The sequence below is a fragment of the Pseudoalteromonas sp. 4NS20-0020 genome (assembly GCF_057554385.1).
Map to the genome: position 1 here is coordinate 153,477 of NZ_BAAJMI010000002.1, position 17,025 is coordinate 170,501.

General features: G+C 40.4%; 11 protein-coding genes. 3 read left to right on the plus strand and 8 right to left on the minus strand.

Annotated features, from left to right (window positions below):
* Window positions 1-147: 147 nt before the first annotated feature.
* Entirely contained in the window at window positions 148-2,502 is a 2,355-nt protein-coding gene (locus AC27JL_RS04675) for a TonB-dependent receptor (RefSeq protein WP_487194945.1), read from the minus strand.
* Window positions 2,503-2,748: 246 nt separating this feature from the next.
* Here AC27JL_RS04675 and AC27JL_RS04680 point away from each other — a divergent pair, with 246 nt between their 5' ends.
* A complete protein-coding gene (locus tag AC27JL_RS04680) occupies window positions 2,749-3,162 on the plus strand; it encodes a hypothetical protein (protein ID WP_010556821.1) in 414 nt (137 codons plus the stop codon).
* 85 nt (window positions 3,163-3,247) lie between these two features.
* On the opposite strand, the gene AC27JL_RS04685 is transcribed toward AC27JL_RS04680, so the two are convergent.
* The 7 genes from AC27JL_RS04685 to AC27JL_RS04715 form a co-directional block, all read right to left on the minus strand.
* A complete protein-coding gene (locus AC27JL_RS04685; protein ID WP_006792655.1) occupies window positions 3,248-3,673 on the minus strand; it encodes a hemerythrin domain-containing protein in 426 nt (141 codons plus the stop codon).
* A 248-nt stretch (window positions 3,674-3,921) separates the two neighbouring features.
* Window positions 3,922-5,841, minus strand: a complete 1,920-nt coding sequence (locus AC27JL_RS04690) for a tetratricopeptide repeat-containing diguanylate cyclase (protein WP_487194946.1) — start codon at window positions 5,839-5,841, stop codon at window positions 3,922-3,924.
* 283 nt (window positions 5,842-6,124) lie between these two features.
* Window positions 6,125-7,777: an RluA family pseudouridine synthase gene (locus AC27JL_RS04695; RefSeq protein ID WP_487194947.1), complete on the minus strand. Its 1,653-nt coding sequence runs from the start codon at window positions 7,775-7,777 to the stop codon at window positions 6,125-6,127.
* 138 nt (window positions 7,778-7,915) lie between these two features.
* A complete protein-coding gene (locus tag AC27JL_RS04700; RefSeq protein WP_487194948.1) occupies window positions 7,916-9,964 on the minus strand; it encodes a S9 family peptidase in 2,049 nt (682 codons plus the stop codon).
* A 145-nt stretch (window positions 9,965-10,109) separates the two neighbouring features.
* Window positions 10,110-11,336 carry a threonine/serine exporter family protein gene (locus tag AC27JL_RS04705; RefSeq protein ID WP_008129681.1) on the minus strand — a complete coding sequence of 409 codons (1,227 nt, stop codon included), beginning with the start codon at window positions 11,334-11,336 and terminating at the stop codon, window positions 10,110-10,112.
* Window positions 11,337-11,443: 107 nt separating this feature from the next.
* A complete protein-coding gene (locus AC27JL_RS04710) occupies window positions 11,444-12,673 on the minus strand; it encodes a glycosyltransferase (RefSeq protein ID WP_487194949.1) in 1,230 nt (409 codons plus the stop codon).
* Window positions 12,670-13,674, minus strand: coding sequence for a LacI family DNA-binding transcriptional regulator (locus AC27JL_RS04715; RefSeq protein ID WP_487194950.1), 1,005 nt, complete (start codon window positions 13,672-13,674; stop codon window positions 12,670-12,672). Before AC27JL_RS04715 ends, AC27JL_RS04710 begins: the two co-directional genes overlap by 4 nt.
* 164 nt (window positions 13,675-13,838) lie before the next feature.
* Here AC27JL_RS04715 and AC27JL_RS04720 point away from each other — a divergent pair, with 164 nt between their 5' ends.
* Window positions 13,839-16,301, plus strand: a complete 2,463-nt coding sequence (locus tag AC27JL_RS04720) for an alpha/beta hydrolase family protein (RefSeq protein WP_487194951.1) — start codon at window positions 13,839-13,841, stop codon at window positions 16,299-16,301.
* Window positions 16,302-16,372: 71 nt separating this feature from the next.
* Window positions 16,373-16,990 (plus strand): LysE family translocator, encoded by a 618-nt coding sequence (locus tag AC27JL_RS04725; protein ID WP_006792663.1) that lies wholly within the window; start codon window positions 16,373-16,375, stop codon window positions 16,988-16,990.
* Window positions 16,991-17,025 lie beyond the last annotated feature (35 nt).

The window sequence follows — 17,025 nt, forward strand, 5'->3', positions numbered from 1 at the left end:
TAGGTAAATCCTTTGGGCTGCGCCTGTTTAGCAGTAATTTTACTTTAAAACGCCTATGAGGGATGACCACACCACATAGGCTTTACCTCGTTTTATAAGAAGCAAATTTATGTACATTTAACCTTTAAAGCTAAATATTCATAAATTTTAAAACTTATGGGTCAGAGTCAGCTTGGCATTTATTGGCAATTCAGGGAATGCCAAGGTTGCGCCAAAGTAGCCGCCTTCAAAAACAGGACGCCAATTTTTTTGGTTTGTGATGTTATTTACATCTAAACGTAACTTAGTACTAGGCGTAAATGCATAGCTAGTATTTACGTTTAGCGTGTACTGATCACGAATTTTAACTGTTTGTAAAAAGTCTAATGGGTAACTCTTTGTATATAGACCTGAAAAACCAGTTTGCCATTTCGAGGTAATTGAATAATTACCATTAAAACTAAACGATTGCTCTGGAATACCTTGTACTTGACTGTTTGACGGTGCAAATGGTGTAAAGCTTGGCGCGCCAACGCCCGTACCAGCAATAATGTCTGGGCGTGAATTATCAAACGCATCAGCGACTTGGGCTGAATCTTGGCTGCTTGCAGAGTTGTCATAGCGGGCATCTATGTAGCTGTAGCCCGCACTTAGCCAATAAGGGTAAGCATCGTAAAATACTTGGCTTTCAAAGCCCGTGGTACGAATACCCGTATTGCTGCCATCGCGATTGCGCAAGCTGCGGCGTTGACTAAATACAGCGCCATCGGCATACCAATCACTGTCGATTGGGGCGTATTTTAAACCAAATTCTACGAGTGTGTTTTCTGTTGCAAAGTTTTGTGCACTAATCACGTTGCCGCCACCCAGCACATTACCGCCAGCCATACTATTTGATGTGGCCTCGTTATAACTTGCAGCACCGTAGCCTGTGAAATCAGCGTTTAGTTTGTAATTAAAGCTTATCTGACCTGACTGAAGTGTGTCATTAATGCTATCACTTGCTGCAGTTTGGCCTTGTGGTGCGATAGGATCACGTGCTTCGACATCATAATAATCTACCCGGTAACCTAGGCTTGTATGAAGTTTATCTGTCCAATCTGAGTCTTGCTGAATAGCAAAACCTGTTTGCCATGAACGAGAGTCAGTGGTGTCTGATAGGTTGAAGTCGCCGCTACCGTCGTTATCTATATCGTACTGTGCACCAGGTGATACGAACACACCCGGGCGAAGCTCAACCAAACGTGCCTTTTGTGCGTCTGTTAAAGGAATGCGGCGATTTGATAATGGGCCAGTTAAATCAATAGGTAAGTCGGCCTCTGTGGTGAACTGGCTGTAGCCAAGCACTTTGTTATAGCGTACGTCAAAAGCAAAAATAGTTTGTTGTTCGTCGTTCCAACTATACGTTAGTTCTGTTCGATTTTGCGCCGTGTCGGCGCCGTCAATAATTTCAACAAAGCTATTTTGGGCAATCTCTTCACGCTGTAAATGTTGAAAGTAGGTGATGTTTTTAAGTGAGGCATTTGCACTTAGCTCACGTTTGTAAATACTGTGAATTAAATAGGTTGTAGCTTCGTTTTGGTTATCAGGGTCAGTAAGTACAGTGCTGCGATCAATGTTTACTTGCCCAGTAGGCGACACAATCGAACCCGCCGCCGGTACTGTACTGCCATTTGCTTGCACGCCTTGGCCAGTAATATAAAGGCCATCATCAATTAAAGCTTGGGTAGGGCGGTTAATACCGGCGTTGTCGGTAAATTCGACTTGGTATAGCTCAAAGTTAATATCCCAAGTGCTTTTATCGTCTGGCAAAATGCGTAGTGCTGCAAATAAACTGTCGCTTTTAGTACCTGAATAATCGTAGTAGCTGCCATGGTCAAGATGTTCATAGCTTACTCTAAACCCAACTTTGTTTTTAATAATTGGCGCAGTGTAATCTATTTGCGCACTGTATTGGTCCCAACGACCGGCCGATAAACTCGCTTTGCCTTTACTTTCGTCCGTTGACGCTACTTTTGACTGTAAGTTAACAAACCCACCGTTGCGTTGGCTTGAACCAAACAAAACCGGCGGTGCGCCTTTTACTACATCTATTTGTTCGACAGAATTGAACGATAACGGCACGCCAAACCCATTGTTACCTGCTTGACGACGTGTACCATCTTGAAAAAGCTCACCCAATTGACCGCGAATAGTAGGTAAACTTGGCGCGCCAAAGCCACTTGCAGAGTATGTGTTTGGGCTTACTGCTAATACATCTTGTAAAGTAGTAATGTTAAGCTGTTCTATAAGTTCGCTTGAAATAGGCGTAACTGAGCGTGCTATGTCTTGAAGTGCTAAGTTATCACCAAAAGGACCGTCAATTGTTTCATTTTTAACAGAAAGACCTTGAGACTTTATAACTTGACCAGCCACCTCTATGTGTTCAATCGAATCTTTTACTTGCGTTTTTTCAGCTGCAAAAGCAACAAGGGGAGTGTTTAATATGGTGGCTAACGATAGTGCTAAGTATGCGTGTTTCAAGGGTTGTCTCTCTAGTGTAATTAGTTATTGGCGATAAAGACCGAAAGGAATAAAAATATCTTTCAATTAAAGTATAACTTTTTTAATTTTTAGAATGGATGCGTGCAAATTATTCTTATTATAGTCTTAAGCTTTAAATGTTGTTGAATACCTACTTGGATTAAATCTAAATAGTTTGAAATTAATCATACCTTATACGGTCTTGTTCTGTTCTTGGTTTATTTATATATTTTTAAAGGAAATTTTATGACGGGTTCTTTAAGTAGTGATGTTCAAAATCGTTTGCAGTGGTCACTTTTATCTTTGCGTGTAGGTGTGTTTATTGTAATGGTTATGTGGACATTCGATAAGTTTGTTAACCCTGGACATAGCGCACGTATTTTTGAGCATTTTTATGGGATTAGTGGCTCTACAGATATGGTGGCTTACATTATTGGTGCGGTGCAGCTAGTTCTTGTTTTAGCGTTTTTAGCAGGTATTAAAAAACGTATTACTTACGGTATTATTTTCATAATGCACGGCCTATCAACGCTTTCATCTTACAATCAGTACATTGATGGCTTTAATAACTTATTATTTTTTACTGCGTGGCCAATGTGGGCAGCGTGTTTTGCACTTTATTTATTACGGGATCAAGACGTAAAATATACTGTTAAATAAAACAGCCAGACAAAAAAATGGTTATAAGCCAATTAGCTTATAACCAAAAGTACACAGGGAGGTGTATGAATTCTTACTTGTACGATTAATGCATTGCGTCGTTGTATTTGTCACCTAAGCGCTCTTTTTGCCCTTCAGACAGCGCTTTACCGGCTAGTTGAAATACTTCATGCTCTTCTTCATCTAAGTGATGGTGCACTAAATGGTGTAGTTTTTTAGCTTCTACTAACCATGCTGATGAGCTCATTTCGGTGTCTTCAAGTTGTTCAATTAGTTCATCAATTTCATGATGCTCTGCAACACTGTGGCGTGCTTTTTCTTGCGTTAGATCTTCACAAATTAATGGATTATAAAAGTAGCGCTCTTCAAATTTTGCATGTTCTTCTAGCTCTGTTTTTAGTTCATCCATTAAGCTATGACGTTTTTTTGTGTCGCCCTTGGTTTGAATAAGCGCGTCAACTAGTTTGCGTTGTTTGTCATGATCATTACGTAGTGCTTCAAAAATATTCATAAATCATCCTAATCAATTACGTTGCTTAATAACTATTAAGCAAACGCAGTGCCAGATTTTAAGTTGTTGAAAGTAATGATTTTATAGGTTTTAGGCTATGTTTTTGGATTGTTTGTGTATTTTTTACAGACGAGAGGGTGAAATAATTTCTTACTTTTAATACGAGCTAATACTTCACGTGCAGCTATTTACAATTAGCTTGTTAAAAACATATTTGGGGGGTATGTGTTTGTTAAGCTTTAATACGCCTAGGGCTGCTCAACATTAACCTGATTGCGGCCACTTTGTTTGGCTTTATAAAGAAGCTCATCAGCATGTATGATCAGTTTTTCAAGTGAGCGGTTAGAGGAGGAGCTAATTGCTGCACCTGCGCTAAACGTAATGGTTTCAGTATTATTTAAGCCTTCTATTTCGCTACAAATATCTATCAGTGTATTGGCAATAGAATCGAACGTTGTTTTAACGCTTTGTTTATCAACGGTGTTTAAAATAAATAACCATTCCTCACCACCATAGCGGCCAAATTGGTCGTCACCAGCAAGTGTATTTTTTGCTGCACGAGCAAAAGCTTTAAGAACGGAGTCACCCACATCGTGGCCGTAAGTATCGTTAATGTGCTTAAACAAATCTAAATCGACAATGGCAATTGTAGCATTGCTTTGCTTAAGTTTTTGAGCCGCTTTTTGCATAATACCGCGTCGATTTAAACTGCTAGTTAAGTAGTCAGTCAGCGCAATGTTATAATATTTTTTACGTTGTAGTACTTGTTTATAAATAAGTAATAACGACACAATAACTAAAATAAACGCAATTGTTGCGCTTAACCGCCAAATTATTTTTTGTTGATACTCTTCTTTGGCGAGTAATTCGTTAATGTTTTTGTCGTATTCTAGTTGGAGTATTTTTTCTTCTTTTTCTTTTACTTCAAATTTTATTTGCAGTGTTTTAATGTTTGTTTCGCTGGTGGCTTCGTAATGCTTTTTCATAAATGTAAGCATTTGCTCCATTGCGTCAAATGCATCGTCTGTTTTGTTGAGGCTTCGTTTTAACTGGTATCGCTTTTGAAGGTAATCGGCTTTATAAATGCTGCGGCTAAAATCATCGATCATCGAAAATACTTCATCGTTCATTTTATCGGCTTTTTCAAGTAAACCTTGTTTTTTATAAATATCTAGCATCAATATCATCGATGCGAGTTTCATATCACCTATTCCGGCTAGGTGGGCAACCTCAATATTTTTTGTGGCTAAGGCGAGCGCATCTTCGTAGTTTTCTTGTTTGTATAAAATATTAGCAATTGAATACTGAGCAAAAGACAGTCCTTTTTGCATGTTAACAGATTCAAAGTAAGAGAGTGCTTTGTCTAGATAAATGAGGGATTCGTTTGGTTTATTTATTTCAAGTAATACATTGCCCAAGCTCCAGTAAGCTTTAGCTGTATATAAGCCATCTTGAGTTTGCTGATATGCGATCAGCGCTTTTTTAGCGTATGTTATTGCTTTTTCTTTGTTTTCTAAATAATTATACGCATCGGCTATCTTCCTGTAAAAATAGCCTTGCGATGCAATATCGTTGTTTTGCATCGCCAGTTCTAATCCATCAAGTGCTACGCTCAAGGTTTTTTTCAGTTCATCTGTTTCGGTATAAAAGTATGCAAAGGCTCTTAAAATAATGATTTTTTCAGCCGGTGTAGATTGAGAAAATCGCGTTTTTAGTTGATTAACAACATCGTTTGCCTTTTGGAGTTCTTTTTGTAGGCTAAGCAGTTTTAATTGTGACTCCAAAAATAGCAGTAATACGTCAGGTTGTTTAGATAATTGCTGATTTGATAAGTAAACAGTGAGGTGTTTATCTAATTTTTCGTACTTTTCTTCCCTAAAAAGCAGTTCTGCATAAATGGCTGCAGCTTCTAAATGCAAAGCGCCATTCTGTTTTAATTTACTTTGCTCGTAAGCTTGAGTGATTTGTTTTTTGTTTTGCAGGTAATCAAGTTTATCTGTTCTTACACTTTTAATCAGCGCGCGTACGTCTTGCTGACTGAGCTCAGGGGCAGCGGAGGTGTTTGAATAAGCAATACTTTGAAAGGCGGCGAGTAAAAAAAACACAACAACAAGCTGTTTAACCAACACAGATAGGTAACTTGCTTTAAATTGCATGTTATTAGTCATATTAAGCCCTTACTAACTTGATACGTGTGCTTTTTTGAAAAACGTAGGGTTAGTTAAATTTTGGCTAAACCTCATCCATATACTTTTAGTAATCAAAAACTCAAGCAGGTTGTAGCCTTGAGAGACGTTTATATCTAGCATTTTCAATCTCTATTAAGTATTGGTTAACCATTAATTATCCAATTACATTACCATAAAAGTTATTTTATAAAAATATCTACGCCTATAATCCTGGTATAAGCGTGATAGCAGCCTTATTTATGGTGGTTTTAGTATTTGTCAGTTAAAAATCGGCATCAATTTTAAACTCTAAACGCTCGTGATTAATCGGGTGCGTGAATGCTAGATACTCAGCATGCAGGTGTAACCGATCTGCTTTTTTACCATAATGTGTATCACCAATAATAGGGGTGTTTAAACCTAATACATGTGCGCAGTGCACACGCAGTTGATGAGTGCGCCCTGTTTTAGGGTAGAGCTGCAAGCGAGTTGTATTGTTTTTTCGCTCAAGTACTTGCCATGTTGTAAGTGCAGGTTTTCCTTTTTGGTAACACACTTTTTGACGCGGCTTATCATCAAAATCTGGTGTTAGGGGTAACTCTATAGTACCGCTTTCTTGTTCTATATTCCCATCGACTAAAGCAACGTAGCGTTTTTCTATTGTGCGCTCAATAAATTGTTTTTGAATGGCTTTATGTGCCCGTTTGTTTAGGGCAATAATTAATAGTCCTGAGGTCGACATATCCAATCGGTGCACAATAAGTGGACCTGTAGCTTCTGGAAATTGTGTTTTCATACGCAAGAATACAGAGTCGTCTATGGTAATGCCCGGGACCGATAAAAACTCTGCCGGTTTATTCACTATGACCAAATCGTCATCTTGGTAAACAACAGTAAGCTCTTTACCTTGTGCAGGGTTATTCAACAGTGGGCTAGGTTCTACATTTAAGCCTTTTAGCATGTGGCCTAAGATAGGCTGACATTTACTAAAGCAAGATGGGTAGTAGTTTTTATGCTGCCTAACCGCAGATTTAGGCGGGGCTCCCCACCAAAATTCACCCATGGCAATGGGTGTTAAGTTATGTTTAAACGCATATTGAAGCAATTTAGGGGCTGCACAGTCACCTGCCCCCGATGCCGGCGTATGCTCAGGTAATTTGGCAAAAATAGCATTGAGGTCTTCTATTTCGCCATCAATATTAAGAAATTGATATTGAGCAAATAGTATTTTTTGTAAGCTTTTGGAGAGCGTTTTACGGCGTTTTTTTAAATGTTCAAGTTCATCGTTTATTTTGCTATGCGCTTGTTCAAGTGTGACTAGCTGTGTTTGCCATTTTTGCTTTAATGCCTGAAGCTGCTTTTTTTCTTCAATGCTTTGTGTTGCTAGCTTTTTTTTGAGTTGTTGAATTTTGGTTTTACTCGATTTTTTTTCAGCGTCGCTGCGTTGTTTTTTACGTTTTTTTCTGCTTTTTTGCATTAAAGCATGCTGCGCTTGCAGCTCTTTTTCAAAGCCTTCGTTGGCGGTAGCTAATAATTGGCTAATGCTCTTTAGTTGCTCACTGTTTTCAAGTTCGTCTATTTGTGCGTTCAAGTCATTTATTATTTTGCTTTTAGCTAAGTAATTTTCATCGTTTAATTGCATACTTGAAATAGGGGGCACAAAGTTAATACTGGCTTTGTTTGCGTCAACTTGCCCTGAGTAGGCTGCTAAAAAGCCCAGTTCGTTTTGCTCATTTTTAACCACTAATACACCAAACATTTTACCCGCGTTTTCAGCTTTTAAATGTGGCAGTGTTTCGAGCTGCTGTTGCAATTGTTCGCTTGCTGCAATAGTTAACGGGTGTGGCTCGTAAAAAAAGGGGTAAGTAAACTGTTCCGGTAAAGGAATAGTGGAAACAGGTTGAGCAAATGGGGTAAAACAAGGGCTGTTAGGCATAGCGGTCGAATTATGAAATTGAGGCGAAGAATTAATTTAGATTTTATCACAGCATGAGCTTGCTAGGGGATATTGGTTCTAAAATAATAAAAAAAGGCCAGCAACAATGCCGGCCTTGATATTTTAACTTACCACAAATTATTTATTGGCATCTTTTACTGCTTTAAGTTTTGCTGCGTGGTCTATTTCGTAATCAGGCATGTCTTTTTTACCCTCTATTAAATAGTTATCCATCCAACGCATTAAACGTAAGCTGTAGTCGTATTGTGCTGCCACTTTACGGTTGCCGTGGCCTTCACCCGGGTAATAAACAAGGCGTACATCTTTACCTTGTACTTTCATGTAGCGGTAAAGCTCCATTGACTGTGCAGGGTGCACGCGTGGATCGTCTTTACCGTGCATAATAAGCAACGGTGTTTCTGACTGACCAGCCCAGTAAATTGGGCTGCGCTCTAAATACCATTGCCATTTATCCCACGGGTATGAACGGGCATGCACTAAGTGCATTTCGTTTGAAATATCAGTGGTACCAAACTTAGAAAGTTGGTTAGTGACACCTACAAACATAACACTTGCTGCAAAATGTTCAGTTAGTTTTGTTGCACCCCAAGCAGAGGCATAACCGCCGTAAGAACCACCTGTGATACCAACGCGTTTGCTGTCAACTAGACCCATGTCGACTAAATGGTTTTTAAAGTCCACTAGGTCGTCAAACTCTTTACCAGCGTAATCGTTTTGCCCTAGTTTTGAGTAATCAACGCCTTTACCTGTAGAACCACGATAGTTTGGATAAAATACCGCGTACCCACGTGCAGCACCCATTTGGCCAGGGCGAGAGTAATTGGTGATCCACCCATCTTTGTCGTGACTTTCTGGGCCGCCATGTACTGACATTATAAGTGGGTAGCGTGTTCCTTTTTTGTAATCGAGCGGGTATACAAGTACGCCGTCTAGTTCAACGCCATCACGCGCTTTAAGTTTAATCGTTTCTTGTTTAGCAAAACGTTTATCGTTCAGCCAGCTGTTTGAGTCTGTTAAACGCTTTGCTTTTTTACTACGCACAATAAACACTTCGTTAGGATGCTTAGCACTGTTACCACGAAGTGCCAATGTTTTATCTGAGTCAGAAACACTTAACTGCGTTGCAATAAATTGGCCTTCATCAACTAACTTTTTGTATTTATTAGAGCCTGCTTTGATACTGGCAACAAAGCTTTGCGTACCTACATTGGCAATAAAGTTAAGCGTGTTACGCTTATGCGACCATTCAAAATCAACTACGTGGCCCATAAAGTTAGGTAGCCACTCAGTGATTTTTGCGGTTTCAGTGTCAGCAATAAATAAGCGGCCAGTTGCTGGGTCGTGCTGATCTTCTGCGCCTAAAATAGCGACGTACTTACCATCATGCGACAGCTCGGCATCGCCCAATTTACCCTGTGTTTTAAACGATAAAGTTACTTTTTCGTTAGCAATATCGTAAAGGTGCCACATTGATTTAGTATAGCGATCGTCAATAAGTGCTGTAGGTTGAGTTTTAACGAGTAGCTTTTCACTGTCGGCTGACCAGTTAACATCGCTTACATAGCTATCAATGTTTATGGCTGTTGGCGATAATGGTTTATCTTCTTTGGCCAAATCAACAACAAAGAGTTGTTTGTTTTTTAAATCTAGTTCGTATACTTCTGCTTTAAAACCAAGTTTTTTTAATTCTTTATCTGATTTGTCGGCAGCGGGCATCGCTAATAACGCAAGCTGTTTATTGTCTGGGCTTAGTTGATAACTTGAAATAGAAGTCCCTTTTAACGACATAACTGCTTGTGCTTGTCCGCCATCAACAGGAATTTGGTAAAGCGAAGTAAATTTATCGTCTTTAAGCTTTGCTAAAAAGTAAATTGTTTTGCTGTCGTTTGACCATTGTAGGCTTTTAATATTAACCGAGCCGGTAATAAATGGGCGTTCAACACCTTCATCGTCTACAACGTAAAGTTCGCTGTAATTGCTGCCATTTTCGTCAACGTAAAGTTTGCGTGGTAACGAGCGTGTAAATGCAACGCTTTCACCATCTGGGCTAATACTTGTTTGTATTACCGATTTTACTTTTGGAATGTCTTCAACTGTGATTGCTGATTGCGCAAATGCAAGGCTGCTTGAAAGCCCGATTGCTAGCGCTAAGCTTGTCTTAAGCATTGTTATATCCTTTATTTTTAAAATCCAGATTAGTATAACAAGCTAAGGTTAATAAACTAAAAAATGCGATTAATGCTCAAAAGAGGGCGTTAAATGAAGGTGATAAAATAAATAATGAATAGCGCGGAATGTACCGCGCTGCTTTTTATAAACTTTTTTTAGGCGGTAGGGCAACGTTTGCAAATATAAGCCCGGCTACAAGCGACATAAATATTAAAAATGTTTGCTGGCCTATATGCTCTGCATATATAAAGTCTTGGCCTTCAATAAGTGAATTTAAGCCAATGTAGGTTTTGCTACCTGGGACTAATACAATCAAGCCCTGCATTGCCACAATTGAAGCCGGCGCATTAGCAACACGGTTAAATAAATTACTAAAAATACCCACCGATAACGCGCCAACAAAAGTACCCAATGTGTAATCTAAATACATTGCTGACCCAATACTTGTGCCATAGGCTATAAAGCCTGATGCAATAGACCAACCCGCATGTTTTAGTTTGGTTCTAAATATAACTATTAGGCTGCTACACAGTAAAAATATAGCAAGCCAAGGTGTCCAGCTGGGTAAAGGCTCCGGTTGAACAAAGTCTGCTTGGCCAAAAAGTGCAAAGCCAATGCCTATACCTATAAAGCCACCAAAATAGAGTTTAAACAGCAACATAAATGAGTCCATTACTCTTGCTGTACCCGAGACCAAGTGGCGAGCTGCAAGCTCTGCCAATCCAAGTGCAAGCGCAAGGCCCGGTATAAATACAATAATGGCAGAAAGCACCACTAAGCGTATGTTTACTTCGGGTGTTATATAAACGCTTACAGCACAGGCCATAATTGCTGAAACAATAGCAACAAGTGGTTCAAGCATATGCGCTACACGTTTAGAGCGCATAGACCACAATACAAACATATACACCACAAGGGTGAGTAACGCAGACCAAATTACATCGGTCCAACTGGTGCCCATAAGCATTGCAAATGCGCCGCCCGAGGTTGCAAATGCAATACCTGTCGTTAATTTATTGTAAGGGTTAGGGGCATCAAAAATTATATCTAGCTGTTGGTCTACTTCTTGAAGAGACAATTCTTCATTAAGCATTTTATTTACAAGGTCGTCGGTATCGGCAAGTGATCCTAAATCATGATCGCCTGGGTCAACTCGTGCCACATGCGTATACTCATCTTCATGGCCGTCGGTCCAAATAACAAAGGTGACCGAGGTGGGCGACATAACAAACGACGATTTGAGGCCTAAGTATGTGGCGACTTCCATTAAGTGTGCTTCTAGGCGGTAGGCAGGCGTACCGTATTTATGAAGCATTTTACCCAACTTAACGATAAATTTGCGTTTTTCTGTAAAGGTTGCAGTTTTCAAATCTTATTTAGGCCAGTGTGTAAATAAATTAGCTAAAAGTATAGGCTAAAACGCCCATATGTAATGGGCGCGATTTTAAAGACTAATTGGTGTGTGTCTAGTCATTTTTAATCTAATTTTTTATTTTTCTCCGCTATCCATTGCGCCATGTATTGTGTGCTTCGCATTGTATGATGTTTGAGCATTTGTCCGGTAAAGTTTTTTTCACGATGCGCGCTTAGATCGCTGCTTATTGCATCTATTTTATTAATGAGCGCCGCGCTTAATTTTACTTTGTCGTATACGGTGTTAAGTAGCGTATTGCCAGCTTGCTGGGCATGTTCATAATCGGTTTTATTGGTATAAAGCTCAACGGCTGCGTTTGCAAAGTCTTCGGTATTATTAGCCACTTTACCAGACCAAGGTAAATCGTTGTGCATGCCCTCTACACCAATACTGGTGGTAACGCTGGGTGTTTGCATTATCATGGCTTCAAGTAATTTACCTTTAATACCAGCGCCAAACCTCAGAGGAGCTAAACATACGCGCGCACTTTGCATTACATCATAGGCGTTATCGGCCCAGCCTTTTATTAAAAAACCCGTTTTAGGGTTATTAAGTGCTGTGGCTTTAGGTGGCGGGTAAGAGCCATAAATATGTAGCTCAGCTTTTGGTAGTTGTTTACGAATTAACGGCCATATTTTTTGCAAGTAAAGTACTGCGTCCCAGTTTGGCGCATGCCTAAAATTACCTATCGTCATAAAGTGCTGACGTTCATCAAAGCTTTTTGTGGTTTCGGGCAGCGAGATTAAATCGACCATAAACGGTAAATGGTGTAATAAGCTTGGTTCGACCTTAAATACGCTATTGAGTAATTCCATTTCGTAGCTTGAAATAATTAGGCTTAGGTCGCAACGCAAAATAGCCGCTATTTCGCGTTTAGCTATGTCTGAATGTAAATCGCTGGTTGTAAATTCACGCTCGCCTTTGTGCGCTTCATGGCGTGCGTTTCGCAGGCACTGTAAATCTTCGGTATCGAGAATCTTAATGGCATTGGGGCAATGCTTATCAACGCGCCAACCAAATTGTTCTTCCATCATAAACCGGTCAAACATTACAATATCTGGGTTATAGGCTTTAACGTATTCGTCAAAGCTTTCGCAATTAAGGGCAATGCTTTGGCTTGTTATACCAAAGTCGTCAAGGTTTACCATATGCTCTGTGCGTTGAGCGGGAGTAGCAAACTCCACTTGCCAGTTTTGTGCTGTAAATGCGTTCAATAATGACATCATGTGCGTACCCGCAGCGGATGAGTTGGGCTCTGGCCATACGTAGCCAATTACCAGCACTTTTTTCATTGGCTAGACTCTTTAATTTGTAAGTTAACATTTACCAGTGTTTTAACCGGTGGGGCTGTATTTTGTAATAGTTCTTGTAGTACTAAAAGGCAACGTTTCGCGATTTCATGCGTGCTGATTGCAACACTCGTTAATGTATCGTCAAGTAAGGCGCTATTTTTAACTTGCTGACAGCTTACTACTTTAATGCGTTGATTAGCTGCTAAGTTTAATGTGTTAATGCTTGCTAGCACGCCGTGGGCGATAATGTCATTCGCACACACAATGGCGTTAATAGCAGGGGTGCTTTTATAAGCCTGTGCAAAAGCATTTTTGGCACTAAGAACGGAATTTTCACCACATTCGATTGCGTTTAGTGGCGATATACTGTGTTGTGCACATGCGGTATTAAAGCCGTGTTGAAGTGTTAAGCAGCTGCTTAATTGTAAATTGCTGCCTATAAACGCAATGTTTGTAACCCCTTGAGAAAGTAAATGCATGCTAACTATATGGCTTGCTTTTTTGTAGTCGGGTAACACACAAGGTGCATTACTAAATGCAAGCTCTTGCATTAACGTAACAACGCTATGCTGAGAACTTAATGTGTCTAACCATTGGGTGCATGTATTAGTCACAGGGCAAATTATAAATCCGGCGGCGTTGTATTCTTTTAGTTTATTAATTGCCTGTGTTTGCTGCTCAACGTTATTGTTACTGCTAACAATAACGGCCTGAAAACCTTCATTGTTTAATATTAGCTCAAGCTCGGTGGCCAACTGTGCCATAACAGGGTCAGTTAAATCATTTATAACCACAGCGATTAAATTAGAGCGCTTTGAGCGCATAGCTGCGGCATCGCGATTATAAACGTAGCCTAACTCATCAATTGCTTTTAATACTTTTTGTTTGCTTTTATCACTGACTTTTTTACTTTGAGTCAGCACCAAAGACACCGTTGACTTAGACACACCTGCAAGGTCGGCAACATCAAAAATTGTGACAGATTTAGCTTTGTTATGCATAGTTGTGTTTGTCGCAGTGATAAATTAAAAACGCGTTAGTGTAGCTTAAACTGGGCTGTTAAGTCATCTTTTGCCATGTGTTGAGCCACCTTAATGCTTTATGAACAAAGCAAAACGTGTTTATATACACTTAATTGTGTAAAAAATAACAAAAGGATAAAAACATGAACGCTTTTAGGCTGTTAGTTGCCTTTATTTGTTGTGTTGTATTACTACCATTTAGTCATGCAGAGCAGGGCTACCAAACTCCTTCGCCTGATTTAGCGGCAGTGGTAGATGCTAAATTGGCGCCCACAAGTTACTTATCAAGTGATGGCCAGTGGCTTGCGCTATTTGAACGCAGGCGTGTTGTATCGCTTGATGAGCTTGCAATTGAAGAGTTAAAGCTTGCGGGGATTAAACTAAACCCGGCTAATTTTTCACGCACACGGGTGCGCGCAAATTTTAGTGCTGTAGAACTTAAACATGTGCAAAGTGGCACTGTTATTAATATTAATAACTTACCAAATGGTATTATTCGCTCGCCTAAGTGGTCTTCTAATAGCAAATACTTAGCGTTTATTGTTGAACAAACAAACGAAGCAAATTTATGGCTTTATAGTGTTGAAAGTAAACAAGCAAAAATGCTTTCAAGTGCTGCGTTAAATTCAGTTTTAACGGCATCGCCATACCAATGGTTACCAGACAGCACAGCCATTATTGCAAACCTAGCTGTAAATGTGGGTAAACCACGACTAGAAAACAACAGCCAAAATGTTGTGCCAGTTATTCAGCAAAGTACTGGTGAAAAAGCCCCTGCACGCACGTATCAAAATTTATTAACGAGCCCATTTGATGAAGCTCAATTTAAGTTTTTTGGCCAAGGCCAGTTGGCTTACATTACCCTTGATGGAAAAGCCCAAGCTATTGGCAGTCCAGCACTTTTTAAATCGTTTTCGGTGTCGCCTGACTCAACTAATATTTTGGTGGCGGGAATTAACGAGCCGTTTTCGTATCAAGTGCCTTACAGCCGCTTTGCGACAACGTGGCAAATATGGGGTATGCGCGGTTTTGCATTAGCCGAGCTTGCTAAGCAACCTTTGGCCGATAATATTCCACAAGGTTACGACAGTGTACGTACAGGAAGACGTAATTTTGAATGGCGAGCAGATCAGGGTGCTGAAGTTATTTGGGCAGAAGCGCAAGATGGCGGCGACATGAAAACTGACGTACCGCACCATGATTACATTTATAGCCTACGTGCGCCGTTTAAACGCGAGCCAAAGTTATTTGCAAAAGTCGAACGTCGTTATGCGGGTATGGAGTGGGCTAATAACGACATTGCTATGCTGAGCGATTGGCGCTTTAGCGACCGTCAATTGCGTACGTATGTTATTCAGCCACGTAATGCCGATAGTAACCGTGTGCTGTTTTCAGAGCGCAGTTATAACGATGCTTATAAAGACCCAGGTAATGCTATTTACGAGCGTAACGATTTAGGCGCTAATGTAATTAAAGTGGTTGGTGGGCGTTATATTTACCTGCGTGGCAATGGCGCGTCAGAACAAGGTAACATCCCGTTTTTAGACAGGTACGATGTAAAAACAAACAGTAGCAAGCGTTTATGGCAATCACAAGCGCCTTATTACGAGCGTGTAAGGGCGCTGCTTGATGACGAAGGCGAGCGCTTTATTACTGTTCGTGAGTCTAAAACTGAGCAGCCTAACTTTTTTATTCGTGATTTAGATGACGATTCGTTAACCCAACTAACGCAATTTGAACACCCATACCCTGCTTTTAAAGGTGTAACAAAAGAACAAGTGCGTTATACGCGCGACGACGGTGTTGAGCTTTCTGGCACGTTATATTTACCACCAGGGTACGACAAAACACAAGGCACTTTGCCTGTGCTTATGTGGGCTTACCCGCTTGAATACAAAGACAAAGCCGTAGCGTCGCAAGTTCGCGAGTCGCCTTACGAGTTTACGTATATAGGTTACTGGGGTCCAATGCCGTACCTTGCCAAAGGTATTGCCGTATTTGACGATCCTAAAATGCCGATTGTAGGTGTTGATGGTAGTGAGCCAAATGATCACTTCAGAAAACAGCTGGTTTCTAGCGCCAAAGCAGCAGTAGATGTACTGGTTGAAAAGGGGATTGCTGATAAAGACAAAATAGCCATAGCAGGGCATTCATACGGTGCATTTATGGTGGCTAACTTATTGGCGCATAGTGATTTATTTAAAACAGGTATTGCTCGCAGTGGCGCATATAACCGTACGTTAACACCGTTTGGTTTTCAGGGGGAAGAACGTGATTTTTGGCAGGCGCAAAGTGTATACGCTAATATGTCGCCGTTTTTTCACGCCGAAAAAATCAATGAGCCAATGCTCATGATACACGGTAAAGAGGATCCTAATTCAGGCACTTTTCCAATGCAAAGTGAGCGAATGTATGCCGCGCTTAAAGGCTTAGGAAAAGATGCCCGTTTAGTTATGCTGCCTTACGAAGCTCATGGCTACCGCGCACGTAAAAGCTTATTACATGTATTGTGGGAGCAAGAGCAGTGGTTAGATAAGTATTTGTTAAATGATACACCACAGCCAGTAGAGGTCGTTAGCGAGCCTGCTGTTAATACCCAGCAATAACAATACACATAGGTAAGCAACAGCGCGGCTACTTATAGCCGCGTTTTTGTTATGAATACGAGAGTAAATTAATGATTGATGTAGCAGCACTGGCAGTTTTTATTCCTACCTTCTTTTTTGTATCTATCACACCGGGTATGTGCATGACGCTTGCCATGACATTAGGTATGAGCATCGGTGTGCGCCGCACCCTGTGGATGATGATAGGTGAGCTTTTAGGGGTTGCAAGTGTAGCTATTGCGGCGGTACTTGGGGTTGCAAGTGTCATGCTAAATTACCCTGATGCGTTCGCTATTTTAAAGTGGGTCGGTGGTGCCTACTTAATTTACATAGGTATAAATATGTGGCGCGCCAAAGGTAAAATGTCGGTTAATACACATAGCCCAAGTGATGTAAGTAGGCAGTCGCTTTTTACTCAAGGATTTATTACCGCTGTTGCTAACCCAAAAGGATGGGCGTTTATGATCTCACTATTGCCGCCGTTTATTAGTGTTGATCAGGCTGTTGCGCCACAGTTATTTATTTTACTTAGCGTAATTATGATAACCGAATTCGTAAGTATGTTAGCGTATGCAACAGGTGGTAAAAGCCTACGCTTGTTTTTAGCCCGAGGCGATAATATTAAATGGATGAACCGAATTGCAGGCAGTTTAATGATGCTTGTAGGTGTTTGGTTAGCCTTAGATTAATAATAAAGAGCCCGTGGCTCTTCATTATTTTGTGC

Bases quoted from the DNA above. Each gene is read 5' to 3' on its own strand.
- AC27JL_RS04680 (WP_010556821.1), top strand. From the start codon at position 2,749: ATGACGGGTTCTTTAAGTAGTGATGTTCAAAATCGTTTGCAGTGGTCA.
- AC27JL_RS04685 (WP_006792655.1), bottom strand. From the start codon at position 3,673: ATGAATATTTTTGAAGCACTACGTAATGATCATGACAAACAACGCAAA.
- AC27JL_RS04690 (WP_487194946.1), bottom strand. From the start codon at position 5,841: ATGACTAATAACATGCAATTTAAAGCAAGTTACCTATCTGTGTTGGTT.
- AC27JL_RS04695 (WP_487194947.1), bottom strand. From the start codon at position 7,777: ATGCCTAACAGCCCTTGTTTTACCCCATTTGCTCAACCTGTTTCCACT.
- AC27JL_RS04700 (WP_487194948.1), bottom strand. From the start codon at position 9,964: ATGCTTAAGACAAGCTTAGCGCTAGCAATCGGGCTTTCAAGCAGCCTT.
- AC27JL_RS04710 (WP_487194949.1), bottom strand. From the start codon at position 12,673: ATGAAAAAAGTGCTGGTAATTGGCTACGTATGGCCAGAGCCCAACTCA.
- AC27JL_RS04715 (WP_487194950.1), bottom strand. From the start codon at position 13,674: ATGCATAACAAAGCTAAATCTGTCACAATTTTTGATGTTGCCGACCTT.
- AC27JL_RS04720 (WP_487194951.1), top strand. From the start codon at position 13,839: ATGAACGCTTTTAGGCTGTTAGTTGCCTTTATTTGTTGTGTTGTATTA.
- AC27JL_RS04725 (WP_006792663.1), top strand. From the start codon at position 16,373: ATGATTGATGTAGCAGCACTGGCAGTTTTTATTCCTACCTTCTTTTTT.